Source organism: Bacteroides pyogenes DSM 20611 = JCM 6294 (assembly GCF_000428105.1).
GTDB lineage: Bacteria > Bacteroidota > Bacteroidia > Bacteroidales > Bacteroidaceae > Bacteroides > Bacteroides pyogenes.
This window is the reverse complement of record NZ_ATZH01000008.1, coordinates 23,877-44,059: the sequence shown is the minus strand read 5'-3', so window position 1 is coordinate 44,059 and position 20,183 is coordinate 23,877. Positions and strand designations below refer to the sequence as shown.

General features: G+C 45.5%; 19 protein-coding genes. 7 read left to right on the top strand and 12 right to left on the bottom strand.

Annotation, left to right across the window (positions count from 1 at the left end):
- Positions 1 to 10 precede the first annotated feature (10 nt).
- The 10 genes from C234_RS0101065 to C234_RS0101015 all read right to left on the bottom strand — a co-directional run bounded on the left by C234_RS0101065 (position 11) and on the right by C234_RS0101015 (position 11,614).
- Positions 11 to 751, bottom strand: a complete 741-nt coding sequence (locus C234_RS0101065; RefSeq protein ID WP_034536836.1) for a hypothetical protein — start codon at positions 749 to 751, stop codon at positions 11 to 13.
- A complete protein-coding gene (locus tag C234_RS0101060) occupies positions 732 to 3,290 on the bottom strand; it encodes a hypothetical protein (protein ID WP_027324236.1) in 2,559 nt (852 codons plus the stop codon). The genes C234_RS0101065 and C234_RS0101060 overlap by 20 nt, the downstream gene beginning before the upstream one ends.
- Positions 3,291 to 3,329: 39 nt before the next feature.
- Positions 3,330 to 5,891 carry a TraG family conjugative transposon ATPase gene (locus C234_RS0101055; RefSeq protein WP_027324235.1) on the bottom strand — a complete coding sequence of 854 codons (2,562 nt, stop codon included), beginning with the start codon at positions 5,889 to 5,891 and terminating at the stop codon, positions 3,330 to 3,332.
- Positions 5,892 to 6,018: 127 nt separating this feature from the next.
- Complete coding sequence (locus tag C234_RS16935; RefSeq protein ID WP_081688085.1) at positions 6,019 to 6,321, bottom strand: DUF4133 domain-containing protein; 303 nt, start codon at positions 6,319 to 6,321, stop codon at positions 6,019 to 6,021.
- Between the two features lie 28 nt (positions 6,322 to 6,349).
- Positions 6,350 to 6,706 carry a DUF4134 domain-containing protein gene (locus tag C234_RS0101045; protein WP_027324233.1) on the bottom strand — a complete coding sequence of 119 codons (357 nt, stop codon included), beginning with the start codon at positions 6,704 to 6,706 and terminating at the stop codon, positions 6,350 to 6,352.
- Between the two features lie 90 nt (positions 6,707 to 6,796).
- A complete protein-coding gene (locus tag C234_RS0101040; RefSeq protein WP_034536820.1) occupies positions 6,797 to 7,144 on the bottom strand; it encodes a DUF4134 domain-containing protein in 348 nt (115 codons plus the stop codon).
- On the bottom strand, positions 7,125 to 7,604 hold the full coding sequence (locus C234_RS0101035; protein WP_027324231.1) for a hypothetical protein: 480 nt from the start codon (positions 7,602 to 7,604) through the stop codon (positions 7,125 to 7,127). The genes C234_RS0101040 and C234_RS0101035 overlap by 20 nt, the downstream gene beginning before the upstream one ends.
- A gap of 380 nt (positions 7,605 to 7,984) precedes the next feature.
- Positions 7,985 to 8,779 carry a nucleotidyl transferase AbiEii/AbiGii toxin family protein gene (locus tag C234_RS0101030; protein WP_345917261.1) on the bottom strand — a complete coding sequence of 265 codons (795 nt, stop codon included), beginning with the start codon at positions 8,777 to 8,779 and terminating at the stop codon, positions 7,985 to 7,987.
- Between the two features lie 68 nt (positions 8,780 to 8,847).
- On the bottom strand, positions 8,848 to 9,432 hold the full coding sequence (locus C234_RS0101025) for a type IV toxin-antitoxin system AbiEi family antitoxin domain-containing protein (protein WP_027324229.1): 585 nt from the start codon (positions 9,430 to 9,432) through the stop codon (positions 8,848 to 8,850).
- A gap of 1,165 nt (positions 9,433 to 10,597) precedes the next feature.
- On the bottom strand, positions 10,598 to 11,614 hold the full coding sequence (locus C234_RS0101015; protein WP_027324228.1) for a LacI family DNA-binding transcriptional regulator: 1,017 nt from the start codon (positions 11,612 to 11,614) through the stop codon (positions 10,598 to 10,600).
- 185 nt (positions 11,615 to 11,799) lie between these two features.
- On the opposite strand from C234_RS0101015, the gene C234_RS0101010 reads away from it, so the two are divergent.
- The 7 genes from C234_RS0101010 to C234_RS0100980 all read left to right on the top strand — a co-directional run bounded on the left by C234_RS0101010 (position 11,800) and on the right by C234_RS0100980 (position 17,702).
- Positions 11,800 to 13,182 carry an MFS transporter gene (locus C234_RS0101010; RefSeq protein ID WP_027324227.1) on the top strand — a complete coding sequence of 461 codons (1,383 nt, stop codon included), beginning with the start codon at positions 11,800 to 11,802 and terminating at the stop codon, positions 13,180 to 13,182.
- 17 nt (positions 13,183 to 13,199) lie between these two features.
- A complete protein-coding gene (locus tag C234_RS0101005) occupies positions 13,200 to 14,246 on the top strand; it encodes an NAD(P)-dependent alcohol dehydrogenase (protein WP_027324226.1) in 1,047 nt (348 codons plus the stop codon).
- A 24-nt stretch (positions 14,247 to 14,270) separates the two neighbouring features.
- Entirely contained in the window at positions 14,271 to 15,158 is an 888-nt protein-coding gene (locus C234_RS0101000; protein WP_027324225.1) for a carbohydrate kinase family protein, read from the top strand.
- A complete protein-coding gene (locus C234_RS0100995; RefSeq protein WP_248596462.1) occupies positions 15,155 to 15,883 on the top strand; it encodes a hypothetical protein in 729 nt (242 codons plus the stop codon). The genes C234_RS0101000 and C234_RS0100995 overlap by 4 nt, the downstream gene beginning before the upstream one ends.
- Before the next feature lie 34 nt (positions 15,884 to 15,917).
- Positions 15,918 to 16,154, top strand: coding sequence for a VOC family protein (locus C234_RS15620; protein ID WP_051290105.1), 237 nt, complete (start codon positions 15,918 to 15,920; stop codon positions 16,152 to 16,154).
- Positions 16,155 to 16,296: 142 nt separating this feature from the next.
- Positions 16,297 to 16,821 carry an outer membrane beta-barrel protein gene (locus C234_RS0100985; RefSeq protein ID WP_027324223.1) on the top strand — a complete coding sequence of 175 codons (525 nt, stop codon included), beginning with the start codon at positions 16,297 to 16,299 and terminating at the stop codon, positions 16,819 to 16,821.
- A 167-nt stretch (positions 16,822 to 16,988) separates the two neighbouring features.
- Entirely contained in the window at positions 16,989 to 17,702 is a 714-nt protein-coding gene (locus tag C234_RS0100980) for a porin family protein (RefSeq protein ID WP_027324222.1), read from the top strand.
- Between the two features lie 825 nt (positions 17,703 to 18,527).
- Here C234_RS0100980 and C234_RS0100970 read toward each other — a convergent pair.
- Positions 18,528 to 19,136 carry a thiamine phosphate synthase gene (locus C234_RS0100970; RefSeq protein WP_027324220.1) on the bottom strand — a complete coding sequence of 203 codons (609 nt, stop codon included), beginning with the start codon at positions 19,134 to 19,136 and terminating at the stop codon, positions 18,528 to 18,530.
- A gap of 62 nt (positions 19,137 to 19,198) precedes the next feature.
- Positions 19,199 to 19,891, bottom strand: a complete 693-nt coding sequence (locus tag C234_RS0100965) for a HesA/MoeB/ThiF family protein (RefSeq protein ID WP_027324219.1) — start codon at positions 19,889 to 19,891, stop codon at positions 19,199 to 19,201.
- Positions 19,892 to 20,183 lie beyond the last annotated feature (292 nt).

Below are 20,183 nucleotides of genomic sequence, written 5' to 3'. Positions count from 1 at the left end.
TAATGTTATCCTAATATCCCAAATAGCCTGCCCCTTTCCATCTGCCGAAAGCATCGTTGACGATTTCCAGCTTTGTCTTGGCTCGATAGACCTGCCGTTTCCAATAGCCGATGCGCACCTGTATGTACCTCCATGTGTCAAAGTACGCCTTGTTCAGATGCTTGCGGATATTGTCAAGCGAGTTGTTGATGTTCGTCAGGACAAGGAGCAGGTCTGAGGTGGTGCAGGCGGCTGCTCCTGTGGCATAGAGCACCAAGTCGCTGACGGAGTTGTACAGTTTGTCGCCTTCCTCTGCTATCTTGGCAAGTGCCCTCATGTTGATGGTGACAATCATGGTGTCCGTACTCACGATATTGCCTCGCTCCAGACATTTTTCTTTGAAATCGCTGAGCATGTCCTTATAGTCCCCAATACGGTCACTGATGTTCTCGTAGGTGTTGTACACATTCAGACTGGTGCGCAGAGACTGGTAAAGCACGTCAATGACATCAAAGGCTCTTGTGTATTTGTCCAGCTCTTTGTTGATGTCTCGGAATCCTTTGTTGGCATCACCGCTATAGTCATGCAGCAGTTTGTTGCTTGCCTCCAGCGTGGAGCGGACCAGCAGCAGGCTTCTCTGCTCCTTGTGGTCGTTGATGTAGGCTTCCACTGAAGTGACATCGAAGCTGAACTGGGCATACATGGAGGAAGGCAACAGTGCCAGCAGGCATACAATGAGAGCCAGAATCTTTTTATTCTTCTTCTTCTTCATCTTCTTCGTCATATTTGCCGTTATACGTATCTGAATGTGCGCTGTTGGCAGCATTGCGCAACCAACGCTTCCTGCATCTCTCTATGAGCGTAAGCCTTCTGCCTTGGTCTGTGTCGAGAGGGGCTATACTGCGGAGGATGTCTATGATGGAATGCTTGTAGTGCATCATCTTCTCCAACGACACAAGGTCGGCATAGATCTTCGTGAGACGGCTGTCTATCTGACGGGCAATTTCCAGGCGGTCGCTTGTCCACAACAGATGGTAGGTGTCTTCTGTGTCATCTGATTCCACAGGACTGCTTTTGGCATATTCGACCGTTGGCTCACAGGAAGGGTATTCCCGGGCTATCTCTGACAGCTTGGCATTGACCTCATCGGCTTTCTCCTGGTCTGTCTTCGACGGATCGAGGTTGATGACAGCCACCACCTGCGTGTCGCTGTATTCTGTGGTAAGCGTCCATGAAATCTGGACGATGGCACGGTGTATCTTGATGCCAAGGAAGTATTTCGGCTTTCTTGCAATGGAGGTGGTGGCCTTGAACGTGATAGTGCCGTTGATATTGGGCATGGAGGCGGTGCGCACGAAAGTGTTGCCCTCCCATGCTCCTGCTCCGTTCCAGCTGAGGTTATAGGCATTCTTGCAGTCCTGCATGATGGCCGGGATGCGGTAGTAGTCGTCAGTGGCTGCGTTCTCTCCATCAACAGCCTCTTGCTTGGCTTGGTTGTAGTCTGCAAGTTCTTTTTCTGCTGCACTTTTCTCGGACTTCAATGCGGATATGCGGTCTTTGTTAGCGTTGTATTGCTGACGATACCTTGCGGCATCTTCAACGCTGGAAGTCTGTATCTGCTTCAGGAGGTTAGAGTTCTCCGCTTCCAATCGGGCTATTTCTGTATCAATGGATGCTATTCTGCCCTCTGTCTCGGCAATCTTTGCATCAATCTCGGAGGTATTGACACTCTCCGAAGTGATGGTGGTAGCCATGGAGCACTGCTTAGTGTGGGCATTGACGCTGCCGCCGCACTGAGAGCACTTGTATTGGGTGGAACCTTCACCCAGTTTGGTGCCGTCATGGCAGGTGACGCTGATGGTTGCCGTCTCGCAGCCTGCCATCTTCTCCGCATTGGTGGCCTGATAGTATCGCTTGCTGTCACTGCCAATGTAGTATCGGATGCCGTCTTCGTTGTCATTGTAGTCGGCAAGACGGGCGTTCAAGCCTGCTCTGAAAGTGGCCATGTCCATGGAATAGGAATCGAAGACATCCTCATATTTGACTTCTTGCCTGTACCATGACTTGGTCACATGTATCTCGTAGGCGTATGCCTTGGCATACTGACCGCTTTTCTTTTTGCTGAGAATGTATGCTGACGAATAGTAGCTGATATTGTAGTTGTAGCCGTCATTAGAGTTATTGAGCTGTTGCACACGGCTACGGCTCCAGCCTGCATGATTCTCTGAGTTCTGGAGTGCTGCCTCCCGTTGTGAGGAGGAAGGATAGAAATCGGGATCTGTTGTACTGATACGATACCAATGGTCGCCATACAGGATGGCATCATCATCTGTCGGAGGATAGTAGTCGCAGAGCTTCTCGCTTCCTTGGTCAACACTGTAGATATACCATCGCTGTGTATAGTATTGTCCCATGCCTTCACGGGCATAGTCAGTAATCCATGCTGTGGTATTGTAATTCGACAAAGAGAAAAGGTTGGCAATGCCTTCCTGTCCACCAACGAATTGCAACAGGGTGTTGCCGGCATTGGTGGAGAGGTCGTTGTAGAGGTCGTATGTATTCTCTGCTATCTCAATGACACTGCTGGTCTTGTCCATCAGTGTGCCGTTGAAATTGCTGTTGCCGACAATGGAACTGACTGCATTGCCAGCACCTGCAGAGGCAAGGCTGACTCCCATCGCATAGAGGTTGTCGATGTCTGCTTTGAGATTGTCCTTGGTGAAGTTGGAGCCTATGTCGGAGAATTTGTCGAGCAGGTTCTTCCAATCCACATCCCCCAGTTCGGACAGTTTGAGGATGGCGGCAAGTTCCTGGTTGATTTCCAGGAATGCGATGTCCCTGAAGGAAAGCCGACTGTTGGTGACAATGGACTCAAACTGATAGCAGAGTGTCTTTGTCTCTTCGCACACCTTATACAGATAGCTGCCCCAATAGAGGGCGTTCTGCGGACTACGCAACATCATGCCTGCCACAGTCCAGATCTTGGGCATAATCTTGGCGGAGACCATGTTGTAGATGCGTCGGTAATAATAGTTCTCTGTGGAGCTTGTCCATAGACCTAAGTCTGTAAGGGCACGGCGGTCGAGGAACTTGGACGTGAAGATACCAGCAGCAGCCACTTCCGCAGCTTGGTAGTATTCACGTATCTTGGCTACCTGTTCGGCATAATACGCCTCGGTGGCAGCCTCCGACGCGAAGGCGGCTGTCATCTCTGCTACAGTGCGCTTGTCATAGTTGACACTGTAGTACTGTGCCGTCATTGGTACAGCAGCACAGACGAAGAGGATGATTATGAACAGATAGCGTTTCATTGTTGGGATGAATGTTTCGTTGTTTCTACTTTCAATATCTTATTCAGATTGGTTGTGGGGAGTGAGATGAAGCACATGGCCTGTCTGGTTGACCTTTTGGGCGAATGGCAATGACTTGGATATTCCTGAAAGTTCCCAGTCACGGCAGTAGGCTTCTATGGCGTGCTGATGGTCACACTGCAGCTCTTTCTTGTAGAGCTTCAGGGCTTCCTTCTCGGCTCGCTCGGTGGTGTAGGTCATATAGCACTCATGGGGCTCTTCCACTCCAAAGACCGCACCGACAGAACCACGACGGATGAAGACTTCACGGAAGAAACTGCGCCCTTCCTTGTTCTCCAGACGGTTGATGGTGAAGATTTTCTTGCAATCGACATCGGTCAAGCCAAGGATGGCTTTAATCTCGTCGAATCGCTCGCGGAACTTTGCCTGGTCGAGCAGCATCACGACATCGGAGTTGTTGATGATGGCTTCCTTGACAATGGGACTGCCTACAATGTCCTGAATCTCCTGTGTCACCACACCTACGCTTGCCCAGAACTTTCGGGCTGTCTTATAGAGGTACTTGATGTACTCTGCCATCATAGGGGAAGCAATGGCTTTCCATGCCTCTTCGATGACCAGCACCTTGCGGTTCTTCTTTATACGCATCTTCTGGATGAAGACATCCATGATGATAAGGGTGACAAGAGGAAACAAGAGCGGGTCATCCTTTATGGAGTCAATCTCGAAGACAATGAAGGTCTCGTCAAACAGCTTCGTGTCCAGGTTCTCATTGAGGGTCAGTTCATGGCTGCCTCCCTTGTAGAAGTCCTTCAGCAGGTAGTTGTAAGCTGCCAGGTCGATGCCGGCAAGGTTGTTCTCCTTGATGATGGTCGGGATGCGGACAGTGCTGTACTCATAGAAAGTGTTGAACGAGAGGTTGTCGATGCGCTTCTTCACAAAGTATTCATCGAAATACTCTGTGATGACTTGCTCTACCAAGCGGTCTTCCGTCTTGGTGACTTCTCCCTGGGTTCCCTTCCAGATAAGCATGATGAGATTCTTCAGGAAGCCAATCTTCTCGATATTCAGTTCCTCACGCTTGATGGCAAAGGGGTTCATCGTGATAGGATGCTCGTCGGTATAGCTGATATACTTGCCTCCGACATACTCGCAGAGTCCCTCATACGAGTTACCTGTATCGACCATGACCACATCGGTGTTCTGCTCCCACATCTGGCGCACTACGCTGTTCATGTGGAAAGACTTGCCGCTACCACTTGGACCCAGACAAAAGAAGTTTGAGTTGTCCGTGATCTTGTTCTTGCCTTCCTTGCCGCTGATGTCAATGGCAACAGGAACACCTTGTCGGTCTGTATAGTAGATTTTCAATGGGGTCTCCTCGCTATGCTGTATGTGCTCCTTATACATGAGACAGGCAGCAGCGTCACTCAACGTGAGGAAGCGGTCGTAGTCGGGATTCATGCCGTAGCAGTTGCCGGGGAAGGAGTTGACGAACAACTCCAACTGGTTGTAGGCACGCTTGCTGATGTGGATGCCCAAACGACCGAAGGCGTTTTCCAGATGGTTGGTGCATTTCTGGATGTCGGCATCAAAAGGAACACCCACAACAAGGTTGAAGTGGGCATAGACCAGCTGCTTGTTCTCCCTGGCAATGACTTCCTGCACTTTCTTGATGTCCTCCACAGCAATGAGGTTGCTGGGGTTGGGCATACTGGCATGACGGTTCTTCTTCTTGTCGAGAAGGGAGAGCTCTCGCTTCTGGTTCGGTATGAAGAACATCTGGTTATACACCACGACATCGGCTGACGGGATGCTGTCAACCAAGGACACCATGTCAACAGGCATGGCGACATTGTTCACCTCGATATTGGTGAAGGGACGGACGATGGAAGGTGTGTTGATGCAATCGACATCGACAAGGCTATAGACCTTACAACGCTTGTCGCCCATGCAGATGGACTCTTCATCTACCTTGAAGTTGGTCATGGAGATTATCTTGTCCTTGAAGTTCATCGCGAAATAACGGTCAACATAGTCACGGGCTGTAGTGCCGTCAAGATAGGTCGCCGATACTCCCGAATCCTTCAGCTGGTCTTTCACTTTGCGTATCTTCACGACAAAGTCACGCCATTTCTTGCTGTCAAAAGAGAAGATGCGACTCTTCTTGTTCTCCTGAGTAATGATAAGGTAGGTCTGACTGTCGGTATAGGGACGGCCTGTGAAATACCTGAAATAAGACTCTGACAGAAACTCATGATTATCGTTACTCTCATCATGGAAATGCTTGCGGACAAACACATCCTGTTTATGGATGGCATAGCCTTCACCAAGAGTCTGGGCAAGGGAGGTCATCAGATGGTTGAACTCATAATAGCTGTCGATGTTGGCAGAATACTTCTGTACGGGGTTCTCCATCTTCAGGATGGCAGAATACTCACCGGTCTTGGTATAGAGCACACCGATGCCATCCACGTCCTCGATGGAGAAGTATATGTCCTGGAATATCTTCTTGCGCTTACCGCCTGTACCAAAGGCTGATACGGAAATTGCCATACCAATAAGGATAGCCACGAATGTTATGATAACGTATAGAATCATTCTTGTTCTGGGTTTACATTAACTTGATATGAAGATAGGCCCATCCTGACGAAAGGGTGAGCCTATCGGTTACACTATTCAGATTTCAACACACTTGCTCATTTGTTTACGTTTGAATTGAGTTTAATCACATTCTATGCGAACAAGCATAGATGAACACACCATGATCCTCCTTCTTGGTATGCAACCCCTTCTTCTGCTTGAAGAAGATAAGGGCTGCACCAGTACAGAGAGAAACGGCAAGGACGAGGAGACCCGCCACAAAGCCAAGGATGCAGTAGGTGATGATGAAGCCAAGAATGGCTCCACCAACGGCACAGGCTGCCCAGGTGATGTAGCGACCTTGAAACCCCATAAATTCGAGGGGCTTTTGCAGTCCCTTGAACATGGGATAACAGACGTACTGAGTATCGTTGTTTATTGCTGACATGATGTATCTCTATTGCTTGAACGATAGGTTAGATACCGAAGAACAGAGGCAGAGCCTGGGCTGCTGCGACAAGGAAGATACATGCGCCAACGACCATCATGATCTTCTTCTTGACATCCTGCTCCTCGTTGTTCATGGCGATGTAAACCGAGATCGCACCGACCACAGCAACAACGCCAGCGATGGCATAACAGAGCTTCACGACGAAAGGCACGTACTTGGCAATCTCCTCCGTGACGGTTGCCAGAGCATCAGTACCGGCAGTGTAATCACCAGCGGCGTTCTGGGCATAGGTGGCAATGGTGCCACAGAGGAGCATCAAAGCAAGCGTCTTCATTCGCTTGGCTCCAAACAGATTTTTCGCAATTGTTTTGATTTTCTTCATTTGCTTTCTTTTGATTTACTTAATTTGTTACTACACACAATTATCTCTCCTGCAGGTTGAGATGTCTTTGTTATCCTTAATCTTTTGTACCTATACTATGTTATAGCCGAAGAAGGCAGGGAAAAGGATGGTGGCACCTATCATGAAAAGGCATGCGCCGATAAGCATCATGATGGACTTGGTAACATCTCCTTCGCCTGTATTCATCTTTATATATATCTGTAGTGCGCCAATGATGGCAACTATGGCTGATATGGCATAAAGGAGATAAACCACGTAGAGCATCATGGTCACAGTGAAATCGTGGGCATTGCTAAGAGCATCAGCTCCCCAGCTGTAATCAACACCACCGCATTTGGCAGAAGCTGACATGGGCAAGAGGAGCATGATGCCTGCAATGGCAAACAATTGATTGTATTTACATCTTATCCCTGGCATTCTTCTTCTCTATTTTTCGTTTGTTATGCTTCTCGTTGAGATTCTGCATAAACTCATCAGCAAAGAAACTGCACTGAGCCTTGGGGTCGATATGCTCCAAGTGCGCATCATTCTCTTCATTGAGTTCCTGGCTTGTTACGGGCTGCTCCGTCTGGGACGGTTGTGGAGTTTCCTCAGCTACAGGAGGGTTGACTACTACTGATTTACCTGTTGGGTTCAAAACCCTAAGTCCATCCTCCGTTACCTGTTCTGTATAGGTGGGGACGCTTAAATCAGGGTCATCGCTGTGCTCTTCCACCGCAACAGGCTGCTCCTCGTTGGCCATGTCACTGACATCATAGGTCTCTTCTTCTGTACTTTTTTCAACTTTCTTTCCGTGGAGGTCTAAAGTGATCTGCACTGCGAAGTACACCACATAAGCAAAGGTTAGGACGAGTGCAAATATTACAAATCCTGACATTGTTCAATTTGATTTTTATGTTATCCAATATAATAATTATCATACTCGGAAGATAGACGCTTGTCCTGTGTTATCCCGAAAATCAGTGCAAAGGAACATATAATTCAACGAACAAAGAAAAATTTCAGGGTTAAGCGTATCATACTTAACACACATTACAAAATAAGTATGATTTTCTTTGTATAATCATACTATAGAGGTCAAGTTGCTGTACATAACAACGAAATAAGGCTCCAGCGAAAAGCAATAGCCATTTGAGGAGCCTCAGTAAAGGAAAAAAGATTTGCTGCTGTATAAGCAACAAAAAATCCTTGCCTATTGCAGACAAGGATTCAATGCTTTATTATATATGTAGTAAAGAAGCGGGGGCGATTGTTCAGTTATCGTCCCAAGACATCTTCCTTCCAATATTCTTGTAGATTCTCTTTAATGCAGTTCATTACATCAGAGAAGTCAATATGTTCCTTCCAACGAATCTTTTTCAAGAATGCTTTCCACCAGGCATTACGTGTATCGTCTTGGGCAAACGTGTTCGTGAACAGGGCGAGGTTATCTTTGTATGATGTATTTCTGTTCTTGAAGGTGCTGACTATGGCTTCTTCTAGAAGAGCTTTGTCTATTTCATGATAGGTGAAGAGCTGGTACACATCAAAGAAATCCTTCATACGGCTGTTACTCTCGTCGCGGTCAACCATGGTGTGAAACTTCTCAGCAATCAGCGTTTCCAGCGAATAGGCATAGATTTCTACAGCTGGAACATCGGGAAGCAATAATGGGTAATCCAATGAGACAGGATAAGGCGTAACCACATCACCGAAGCCAATGTCAACAGATACCTGCTGCACTATAGTGTCCAAGTGGGCCACAACCTTCACACAAGTGCCTGGGTATTTCTTCTCAATGGCTATCGGTTCCAGTTCAAGAGAACCAGCATCAAAACGGACACCATCATCCTCACATTCCACACTGCATACCTTTTGGAACACTTCTTTAAGACTGTCCCTATCATTGCTGATGCGCTCACCGAGCAGGTCAATGTCGATGGTGGGTCGAGCCTTAAAACCATCCAATGCAAACAGCAGGGAACTTCCTTTCAACAAGAAGTGACTTTTATAAGGGCTTGCTGAAATGCGGAACAACAAGCGTTCGTGCAAGTATCTCACAAGCACCTTCATGTAATCCTGCTTCTCCTCTTTTGCCAGGTTTAGCAGACGTGTCTTAATTGACTTTCCAATATTCTTTGTCATAGTCTGGTCTCCAGATATTTAGTCAAGATGTTCTTTACTCTTAGTCTCCCTGCGTATTCATGGAGAAGCGTGATGTTGCGATTCTCATTTTTGAGATAATTGTCAATTACCTCACCGCACACGTCAAGACCTATCTTGTTGCGGTACTTTACGGCATCGCATACAGATCGCTCCATGTCTGTGATAAGAACCTTGTATCCCGAAATCTCCTTTTCCACAACGCCAAACTCAAGGTTCTCCTTCTTCCAATAATATAGATCTATGGGAGGATATTCGGGCAGACGTACCTTTCGCTTGGCATCGATGGCGATACATGTAGCTGCTGGCACATGCGTAGAAAGTCCATAGTGGGCAAATGCACTATAAAGGCAAAGCACCCCGTTAGGTACTATGCGCAGTACATCAATCATATTGTTTGCCAGCGCAGAAGTCTCGGCATAAACACCTTGACGGATTCGCATTAGCGTTCCGTCCACTGTGGCACGGCGCAGGTGTTCGTAATCACCACGGCTTTTCACTTCACCTGTGGTCATGAAACCGCCTTGCTTTTGCAGTGTTTCTATGATGTCTTTTCTATTCATCTCATTCACTGTTTTGGGTGCAAAGTTACAATCATTTATCGAAAATCACGAATGTTATTCGTAAAAAGTTACGGAGAATATAAAAATTCCCCGTAGTTTACTACATTTTATGAGGTGTTCGTATTTATCAGAGTCTCATTTCGATTAAAAGAGAAAATATGGCAGCAGGTTTAAGTTTACATTCATCCATGTATATATACATGACCCTTTCAAACTTGGAAAAATAAACTTGCCTGTTCTCAATTCAAGTTTACCTACCTTATTATATATATAAGCCCATCTAAACTTAAACCTAAACTGCATGGACTGGCAAGCCTTTTCTTTTTACCGAAAGAGAACTGCCCTCTGGAGTATATGATTTGGTGCTTGTTTATCAATAAAACGGCTTATTTTGCATGAAAAACGCGAATAACTTGCAGGAAGTTTGGTGTTCTGTAGATTATTCGTTAATTTTGCAAGCAAAATTTGCAGAACGTGCTAAAAGGCATGTGAAGCGATTAGTATCAACCCTAAAAAATAGAAAGGACAATAGCAAAGAATAGAAATTAATCGATTGGCACATGGAAGCAGAATGTGCAGTACATGCTCTAAATGTTTCCCAAATGTTTCCCAATCCCGATATATGTTGCTGAAAATCAGTACCCGTTAGCAGCGGCGCAGGCTGCCATAGAGGGATAGCGTTAATCCCACTTAATTATTGAATTAGGCTGTAATCTCCTTATAATCGCGGAGCATTACAGCCTAATTTTCAATAGATTATAGATTCTCTTTTTGAATCTGATGCCATAGAACTCATTTACACAGTCCTATTGAATCGTCTACATATATCGTTTGTATGCAGATTTTTTCGTTTTGATTTCGGAATAGTAAATTATCCTACACGGCCAAATTCGTTTATCTTCGTGGTTCTCTCTGTTTTCGCAATGTCAGTCAGCATACGCATGATTTTTAAGTGATGCTGTTTGAAAAAAGAATAAATCTATCGTTGAGCATATGGGTAGTAGCAAGTATATCTTTTCCTGTTATACAGATTTGCAACCCGGAATTTTGGAATAAGTAGTATCGATGACAGTCTACTGATAAACATGTCTTATACTTTTGATCAAAGTCTTGATCTCCCCATGTTTTTTTTCGACAATCCGTTGTCATATTAAAGCGAAAAGACCTAAGTCAATGGCAACGTTGAGCCTCTCACTACCATCTCCGCCTCCAGTATCACCGTCTCATCTGCTACGGAAAAATTTTCTATCTTCTCCATGATCAGTCGTGAGGCTTCCTCTGCCATCAACATGACCGGTTGTTCCACAGTAGTGACGGAAGGATGCACCAACATGCATAATTCTGTACCGGATATGCAGCAGATTGCCACTTCTTCCGGTATGTGATAATTGTATCGTTGCAAACAACTCTTGGCACCCAATGCCGACATTTCTGTAAAGCAGAATATGGCATCGAAAGGAATGCCTTTTTTAATAAGTGCTTCCACCGCTTGCTTACCATCGGTGAAGTTGACGCCTGCATCGACGATATATTCCGCTGGACAAGGCAAGCGAAACTTTTCCAGCGCATCCTTATAGCCTTTTTTTCGTTCCTTTGCATTCTGAATGTACGAAGGACCTGCGAGGTGAATAATATGTTTCTTGCCGTTACGGATAAGATGTTCTACCATAAAGAATGCCTTGATATAATCATTTATCTTTACCTTAGGAGCAGAAATATCCTCCACTGTACGATCGAAAAACACCAATGGAATGCCTTTGTCCAAAAAATTTTGGTAGAATTCACGGTTCTTTTTGTCGTGACAAACGCTGATGAGAATACCTTCTACCCGATAATCCTCCATCATCTGCAAATTCAGTCGTTCAGCCTCAGGGTCTTCGTGTGATTGTGCCAAGGTGACCCGATAACCGGCTTTGTTTAGTATTTCCTGAGCATGGGTGATGAATTTCATGTAGAACGGGGTAATCATTTCGGGCACTACAATACCAATGGTGCGGGTACTTTGCATACGTAGGTTGACTGCAAGTTCGTTACGCTTGTAGCCTAAGCGGTTAGCAGTTTCCAATATCTTCTGCCTAGTTTCTTTACTGACATTATAATCATCCCCGCGTAAAGCGCGTGATACAGTAGACTTGGAGATCCCTAATTCTTTGGCTATGTCTATAATAGTAGTGTATTTCATGTCATTCTTACGGTTAATAGACTTCTTTTTTGCAAAGATACGATATTCTCTTTATTATTTCGGGATCGGTTGCGAAAAATGGGAACGGTTTCGGGAACGGTTGTGATTTTTTTCTTTTAAAATAATTGTTTTTACTGCATTTTATAGATTTATTTTTGCAGCAGAAAACATTAAAGAAAAATATTATGAAAAGCGAATTAAATTCATCAAAAGTACCTTTCATCAGCAAACTTGCTTATGGAATGGGTGATGTTGGCTGCAACTTCAGTTGGATGTTTGTTGGAAATTTCCTGATGATATTCTATACAGATGTATTCGGGATCAGCATGAGTGCCGTAGCTACCTTGATGTTGCTTTCCCGCTTTTGGGATGCCATCAACGATCCGATTATCGGTAGCCTGAGTGACAAAACCCGTACACGTTGGGGACGCTATCGCCCGTGGCTGCTAGTAGGTGCACCTCTGACAGCTTTTGTCTTGGTATTGACTTTTTGGGCACATCCTCAGTGGAGTGAAACCAACAAGATTATATACATGTCGGTGACCTACTGTATACTCGTGTTGGGATATACGTGTGTCAATATCCCCTACGGTACACTATGCGGCGCCATGACTCAAAACATGGACGAACGGGCTCAACTCAACACCGCCCGCTCTGTCAGTGCTATGGTAGCTATCGGTATTATCAATATTATCACTATTCCATTAATTGAGCTTTTCGGTAATGGTGATATGAAACAGGGATATTTGTGGATTGCTATTCTGTATGGAGCGATTTTCGCAGCCTGCCATCTTTTCTGTTTTGCCAAGACCAAGGAAGTGGTGAAAATTCCTCCCGCACAGCAGAAAATACCCTTGAAAGTACAATTGAGAGCCGTATTGAAGAATAGACCTTATCTACTTGCCTTACTCGGACAAATTCTGTTCGGCTTTGTACTCTACGGCAGAAATGCGGATATGCTCTATTATTTTACTTATGTGGAAGGTAGTGCTTCGCTCTTCTCTCTCTACTCGCTGGCCATCATTGTGCCTTCCATCATCGGAGCAGGTTGTTTCCCGCTGATGTTCAGATGGACGTCTAATAAAGGTTGGTCGGCATCGGTTTTTGCTTTGGGCACAGGTGCAACGATGATGGCACTCTACTTTTTCAGTCCTAACAGTTCGCCTATACCGTTTTACGTCTTTGCGGCATTGTCTCAATTCTTCTTCTCCGGTTTCAATACGGCTATTTATGCCATTATCCCTGACTGCGTGGAGTACGGAGAGTGGCGCACAGGGATTCGTAACGACGGATTTCAGTACGCATTCATTTCGTTAGGTAATAAAATAGGTATGGCATTAGGCACTTCGCTTCTGGCATTGGTGTTAGGAGCGGCAGGATATGTATCGAATGCGGTACAAAACGAAGAGGTCATTTCTATTATGCGGCATTCTTTCAGCACCATTCCCGGAGCACTTTGGGTGCTGACAGGTATCATCCTGTTTTTCTATCCGATGAATAAGAAGATATACAATCGTATTATAAAAGTAATAGCTCACAACAAGAGCAAAGGTAATAAAGAAGTTTAACTTAAAATAAAAGTATTATGAAAGGAACAATGAAAGTAGCAGTCATGAACGGTATCGGGCAAATGGGTTTTATAGAACGTCCCATCCCTCAACCGGCAGATAACGAAGTATTGGTGAAATTAGAGTATGTAGGCATCTGTGGCTCAGACATGCACTACTATGAAACGGGACGCATCGGTGACTACATTGTGAAGCCCCCCTTTGTATTAGGACATGAACCCGGAGGTACAGTGGTGGAAGTTGGCAAAGGTGTGAAACACCTTAAAGTTGGAGACCGTGTGGCACTGGAACCGGGAAAGACTTGTGGACACTGCGAGTTTTGTCGTGAAGGGAAATATAATCTCTGTTCGGATGTGATATTTTTTGCCACTCCTCCCGTAGACGGTGTGTTTCAGGAATATGTGGCCCACGAAGCCGATCTTTGCTTCAAATTACCCGACAATGTAGATACTATGGAAGGTGCGCTGATAGAGCCGCTTGCAGTAGGCTTCCATGCTGCCAACCAGGGAGACGCACATGCCGGACAAACGGCTGTGGTATTTGGCGCAGGTTGCATCGGGCTGGTTTCGATGATGGCATTAAAAGCCGAAGGGATTTCTAAAGTCTATGTCGTGGATATTATGCAGAAGCGCCTGGATAAGGCATTAGAGCTGGGTGCTACCGGTGTTATCAACTCCAAAGAGGAGGATATACAGGAGGCTGTCGCCCGTCTGACCGAGGGAAAAGGGGTGGACCTCGTTATCGAAACGGCAGGTATGGAGATTACCACCCGTCAAGCCATTCATATAACCAAGAAGGGCGGTACTATTGTTCTCGTAGGTTACTCCAAAACTGGGGAAATGACTCTTCCACTGAGTCTTGCGCTCGACAAAGAACTGACGTTTAAGACCGTGTTCCGCTATCGTCACATCTATCCGATGGCCATCGAAGCTGTGGCATCGGGCAAGGTCAATCTGAAAGGTATCGTAACGAATATCTTCGAGCTTAATGATATCCAAAATGCAATGGATAGTAGCGTGCGTGACAAGGCCAATATCGTGAAGTCGGTAGTCAGAATATCATAATAAACTTTCCAAATATAGAGAGTTATGGATAATATAGTAGTAGGTATCGGCGAAGCCCTTTGGGATGTGCTTCCCGACGGAAAGAAACTGGGCGGTGCTCCTGCTAACTTTGCCTATCATGTGTCGCAGTTTGGCTTGGAGAGCTGTGCAGTCAGTGCGGTAGGCGAAGATGAGTTGGGAGAAGAATTCATAGAAAGCCTTAATGCCAAACGGTTAAAACACATTCTTCCTAAAGTCGCTTATCCGACAGGTACGGTACAGGTAACGCTCGATGCTGGTGGTGTACCCCAGTATGAAATAAAGGAAGAAGTAGCATGGGATAATATTCCGTTCACAGATGAACTGCGGGAACTTGCCCTTCATACTCGTGCCGTATGCTTCGGATCATTGGCACAACGAAGTGAGGTCAGCAGAAACACCATCAACAGCTTCCTGGACATGATGCCTCGAACAGGTCAGGAATTGAAGATATTCGACATCAACCTCCGTCAAGGATTCTATACCAAAGAAATACTCTGTCAATCCATGCAGAAGTGCAATATATTGAAAATTAATGACGAAGAGTTAGTGGCTATCAGTCGTATGTTCGGTTATCCGGGCATTGATCTGCAGGACAAGTGTTGGATATTGTTGGGAAAGTATAACCTGAAGATGCTGATACTGACTTGTGGAATCAATGGCAGCTACGTGTTTACTCCCGGTCATATATCGTTTGTAGAAACACCCAAAGTAGTAGTTGCGGACACAGTGGGAGCAGGAGATTCGTTCACCGCTACTTTCATCGCTGCCTTGCTGCGAGGGAAGAATGTGCGTCAAGCACACGAATTGGCAGTACAAGTATCGGCATATGTATGTACGCAAAATGGTGCCATGCCTTTGCTGCCCGAAACTTTTTTATCTGAAAGTGTATGATAAGAAAATTCTTTTTCCTCTTAGCCTTTTGTTGTGCCTGCCAAGCGCAGGCACAACTCCATTTCAGTGCAGATGTGAAGAACAATCACCTGTGGAGAGGTATCGAAGTGGCAGATGGGCTGGTGCTAACGGCAGACGTCAACTGCACCTTGTTAGACGGATTGGTTAACTTCGGTTTGTGGGGCGGTACTAACACCACCGGCACCTACAAGGAGTTCAACAATCATCTTTCCTTTCGCTATCGGGGTCTTTCCCTTAGCTTCTGGGATATATATAATTTCTCACCCGGTGCAACTTACAATAATCGTCAGTTCTTCAACTACCGGGCACGCGAAACCGGGCGTTTCCTTGATGCTATAGTTGACTATCGCTTCGATGAGAAGTTTCCGCTCTTGCTGAGTTGGAGCACCGTTATCTTCGGTCGCGATCGTAATGCGCAGAATACGGAAAACAAATATTCTACCTTCTGTTACGCTGAATACCCTATCTATCAAAAAGAGAGCTGGCAAGTGGATATGGGCATCGGTGGCGCATTCGCACTGAACCGTTCGGGCGACTCCTCGCATTTCTATGGCAACAAGGCGGGCATCGTACATGTCATGTTGAAGGTGACACATCGTATAAACATCGGTAAGTGGGAAATGCCGCTATATGCGTGTGCTATGTGGAATCCACAGGGAGATAGAGCTTTTCTGCAAATCGGCGCACAAGTCTTTTCATTCTAAATGATAAAAATGTTACTATGGATATAAAAGACTTTTGTCGGGAGTCCAACACATAGGCATTCCCACTAACGATATTCAGGCTACTATTGCGTTCTACAAACGTTTAGGCTTCGATGTAGCATTGTCGACTCAAAACAACGATGAAAAGGTAGCGTTTCTGCAGCTTCATAATCTCATTATCGAGACATACGAAAATCACTCTGCTACGCTACAAACCGGAGCGATAGACCATATCTCCATTAATGTAAATTCATTCAAAAAGGTTGTTTAATGCAGCATCTCCTTTGTCCGATTCCAAACAAATCAACTTATTTTGTTGTTGTTTTCGATAAATGTGCATACTTTTGTCGCTTGTAAAATGAAATATAGCCGGATGTGATACATCCGTATTGTTTAACTAAAACTGAAAATGTATGAAAAAGATTCTAATTTTATTCTTTATGGTTGCTGCTGCCTTATCGGTAAAAGCACAGGTCTATGTCGGCGGAACGACTTCGTTGTGGCACAATGACGATGCCGATGAAACGTATTATGCGATTGCTCCCGAAATCGGTTACAACCTGAACAAGGAATGGACTGTGGGCGCGGCGTTCGGTTTTGCGCGTCGCAGTTGGGATAAAGACGATTTTTCGCTCTATCGGAAGACTGCGTTCTTTGCTCCTTACGTCCGTTATTCTTTCTATGAAAATAAGGTAGTTCGCCTTTTTGTAGATGGAACGATCGGTCTGTCGTCGACAAAAGTGAAACATCATGATTCCGAAGGTGGTTTCGAAATAGGTTTCAAACCCGGAATTGCCGTCAACCTGAACAAGCGTTTCAGCTTGGTTGCCAAATTCGGCTTCCTGGGATATAGAGACGATTACGCCTACGGTATGGACGGCTATGGGTTCTCGTTGAGCGGTGAAGATTTGGCGTTCGGCGTTTACTACACATTCTAGCCGGAGAGCGATACATATAATTATAGATCAGTCAAGGGAATTTCTTAAAATAGGGAATTCCCTTTTTTTATGTACAATTCCTATTTCTTAAAGATTTCTTGATGAAAAATTTGTTCCGTTCGGAGAACGATGATACATTTGCACGGTAAAATTAAAACTTAAAAAATATGAAGAAGAGTATTTTGTTTGTTCTGTTTGCAATGGTTTCGGTTATGGGTTTCTCGCAATTTAACGGTTGGAATGCCAAAGTTGGCATGAATCTGAGCAGTTGGTCTGAGGACGAGGTGGACACCAAGCTTGGTTTCAGAGCCGGTGTGGGAACAGAATATATGTTCAGCAATATTTTGTCATTGCAGCCTTCTTTGTTCTTTTCGCTTAAAGGATGTAAGGCGGATAGCGAAGGTGAACTGGAGGATGTACGGGGGAAAGCTAAGGTGACAGTCAATCAGATGTATCTGGAACTGCCCGTGATGCTGGCAGCCCGTTTCAATGTAGCCAATAAAACCAATCTGGTTGTTACGGCAGGTCCTTATGCCGGATACGGTATTGGCGGGAAAACGAAAGTTGATTTGAGAATGAATGATGAAAAATTGAAAATGAAATTCAACTCTTTCGGCAAGGTTGATAAAGTGACCATCGAGCAAGGCGGAAAGACCCAAGATGTGCCTTTGAGCGAGCTTGTCGGCAATTTTGGCGATATCGAATTCGAAAATAACGATAATAAGTTCTTAAACCGTTTCGATTTTGGTTTGGGAGTCGGCCTTGCACTGGAGTTCAATCGTTTCATTGTCGGATTAGACGGACAATTCGGATTGACGGAACTGGCTGATAAAGGACCTAAGAATCTGAATTATGCGGTTAGCGTAGGATATAAATTCTAAATAGAAAATTTCGGCAGGACTGATGCGGCGAGGCAAGTGTCTTAAAGCGTTTTTTGATGATTGAAATTCTTGCCGATTGAAAGTTATTTAATATAAATCCCCTTATTCCGGCTTTGCATCGTTGCAAACGAGAGTCGGAACAAGGGGATTCCTGTTTTTCAACCGGCAAAGTATAAGTAAGTTCTTTTGGTTTTTCTGTTCTCTATCCGGTTTTTCCTCTGCTTTTGGTTTTATTTTACAAAGCGGGATTTTTTCCGGAGAGGGAGGTTCCTGAAGAGATACAAGTTTCACAGCGATTGTAAAAGTTGTTTTCCCTTTATAACCCAAGCATGGCCTGGGTAAGTAAAGAGTAACAGCGGATTGCCGCTGGATGTTGTCTTCGTTATAGCACAAGAGGGTGGTCTGGGTAAGTAAAGAGTAACGGCGGACTTCCGTTGGATGTTGTCTTCGTTATAGCACAAGGGTGGTCTGGGTAAGTAAAGAGTGGCGGCGGACTGCTGATTAACGTTTCGTGCGTTATAAGATAAGGTGGGACGGAGCAACCGAAGTTTAAAGTTGAGAAAGATGATGGCTCCGCCATGCAGTAATGCTCCCGAATGCAAGTTCATTTGAAAGACGCTTCGCAAAATGTCGATGGCTCCGCCATGCAATAATGCCTCCGATGATAAGTGCGTTTGAAAGACGCTTCGTAAAATGCAGATAGTTCCGTCATGTGATAAGGGAGCGCGATGAGAGGAGCTTACAAATCTTGCGACTGCCGAATTTCTTTCGCATTTACTGTCGGATGTCTTCTTTCAATAGAGGCTTGCAGAGCTGATCTTCCACTTAGTCCGCCAAGTCTCTGAGCCTTTTGAAATGACGGATTATGGAGATATAATCGCGGTCGGTGCAAGGGTCGAATTTAGTCCAAAGATCGCCCAGAACCACCGCTCCTCCGAATCCGAAATCTTTTATCTCCAGCAAATTGTCGGCAGTGATGCCTCCCAATGCCATTACTTTCGGGTCGATAATCCTTTCCCGTTGCGCCTTACGCAATTCTTCGGCAGTATACGCCGAATAGTAATTCTCTTTGGAGATGCTATTGTAGATGGGGCTCATGAATACGTAGTCGTAGAAATGCTTCTTGTTTTTCACCTCTTCTATGGAGTGGCACGAACAACTGACATGTCCGTCGTAATCGTGAGGCTCGCTTGGATTGCGTTTATTCAGGTGAATACCCATCAGTCCGAACTCCTCTTTGAGGTAAAAATGCTCGTGCGTCACGATGCGCTTGCGGTATTTTTCGGGAATCAGTGTCAGCAAACGTTCCGAATACATGGCGGGAGTTTCGGGTTTCCGCAGGTGGAGAATGTCCAGCCCCTCTTCGAAAAGGGCGGTAAGAATCTGATCTTCTTCTACAAAGAAAGCCGGAGGAGTGACTACGATTAGTTTCATCTTTTCGGGTTGAATGATACTGTTTAGCAAAATTAATAATAAACTGCTTCGAAGACGAGGGTTTATAGTGAAAATTTGTTAGTTTCCAACGTGCGCAGGTCGATGGTCCATAACTTGCCCGCCAGCACTTCTCCGAATCCGCAAATAATCTTCAGCGTTTCGTTTGCTTCAATGCTTCCTATTACGGCAGGAGTGACTCCCATCACCCCTTTGAATGAAGTAGGCATGCGTCTCATCTCTTCTTCATCGGGGTAGAGATCGCGATAGCTCTTTTTTCTCTCTCCGTAATGAAATACCGAAACCTGCCCTTCGAACCCGCAAATGGCTCCGTACACGTACGGTTTCCCTTGTTTTTTGCAAACATCGTCTATAAGGTAGCGGGTGGCGAAGTTATCGCATCCGTCTACCACGATGTCATACGGGCGGATCATCTCTTCGGCATTTTCTTGTGTGAGCCGCACGGGGTGCGGACGGAAAACCGATTCGCTGTTCAGCCGCGACAGCCGTTCCGCCGCACAGATCGCTTTCGGTTTTTCCAAATCGTCTTCCGTATAAAGAATCTGGCGTTGCAGATTGCTGATGCCGACTGTGTCGTCGTCTGCCAGTCCGATGGTTCCTACGCCCGCTCCCGCAAGATATAATGAGACGGGAGAACCCAATCCTCCCACACCTACGATGAGCACTTTCGCTTTTCCGATTTTTTCTTGCCCCGTTTTTCCTATTTCGGGGAGTATGGTTTGCCTGTCGTATCGCATAATCGTTCTGCTTTCCGGAGAGTTTTCCGCTTTTTCTGTCGCCCTCCTGTCCGGTGCGCAAATATAAGGAAATATACGGTTTGTTTCGCAAATGAAACATTGTTTTAAAGCCGATTCTTTGATTCAATCCGTGTGGACAACGAGGTTACGTTAATCGGCTAAATAAATGAATGAGGAAATAACTGAATCCGTGCACTTACATGGGAACCTTTTGCTTCGATGAAATAGAGCTTTCGTTTGCGGGAAATAGAACCTTTACTTCGCCGAAATAGAGCTTTCGTTTGCGGGAAAT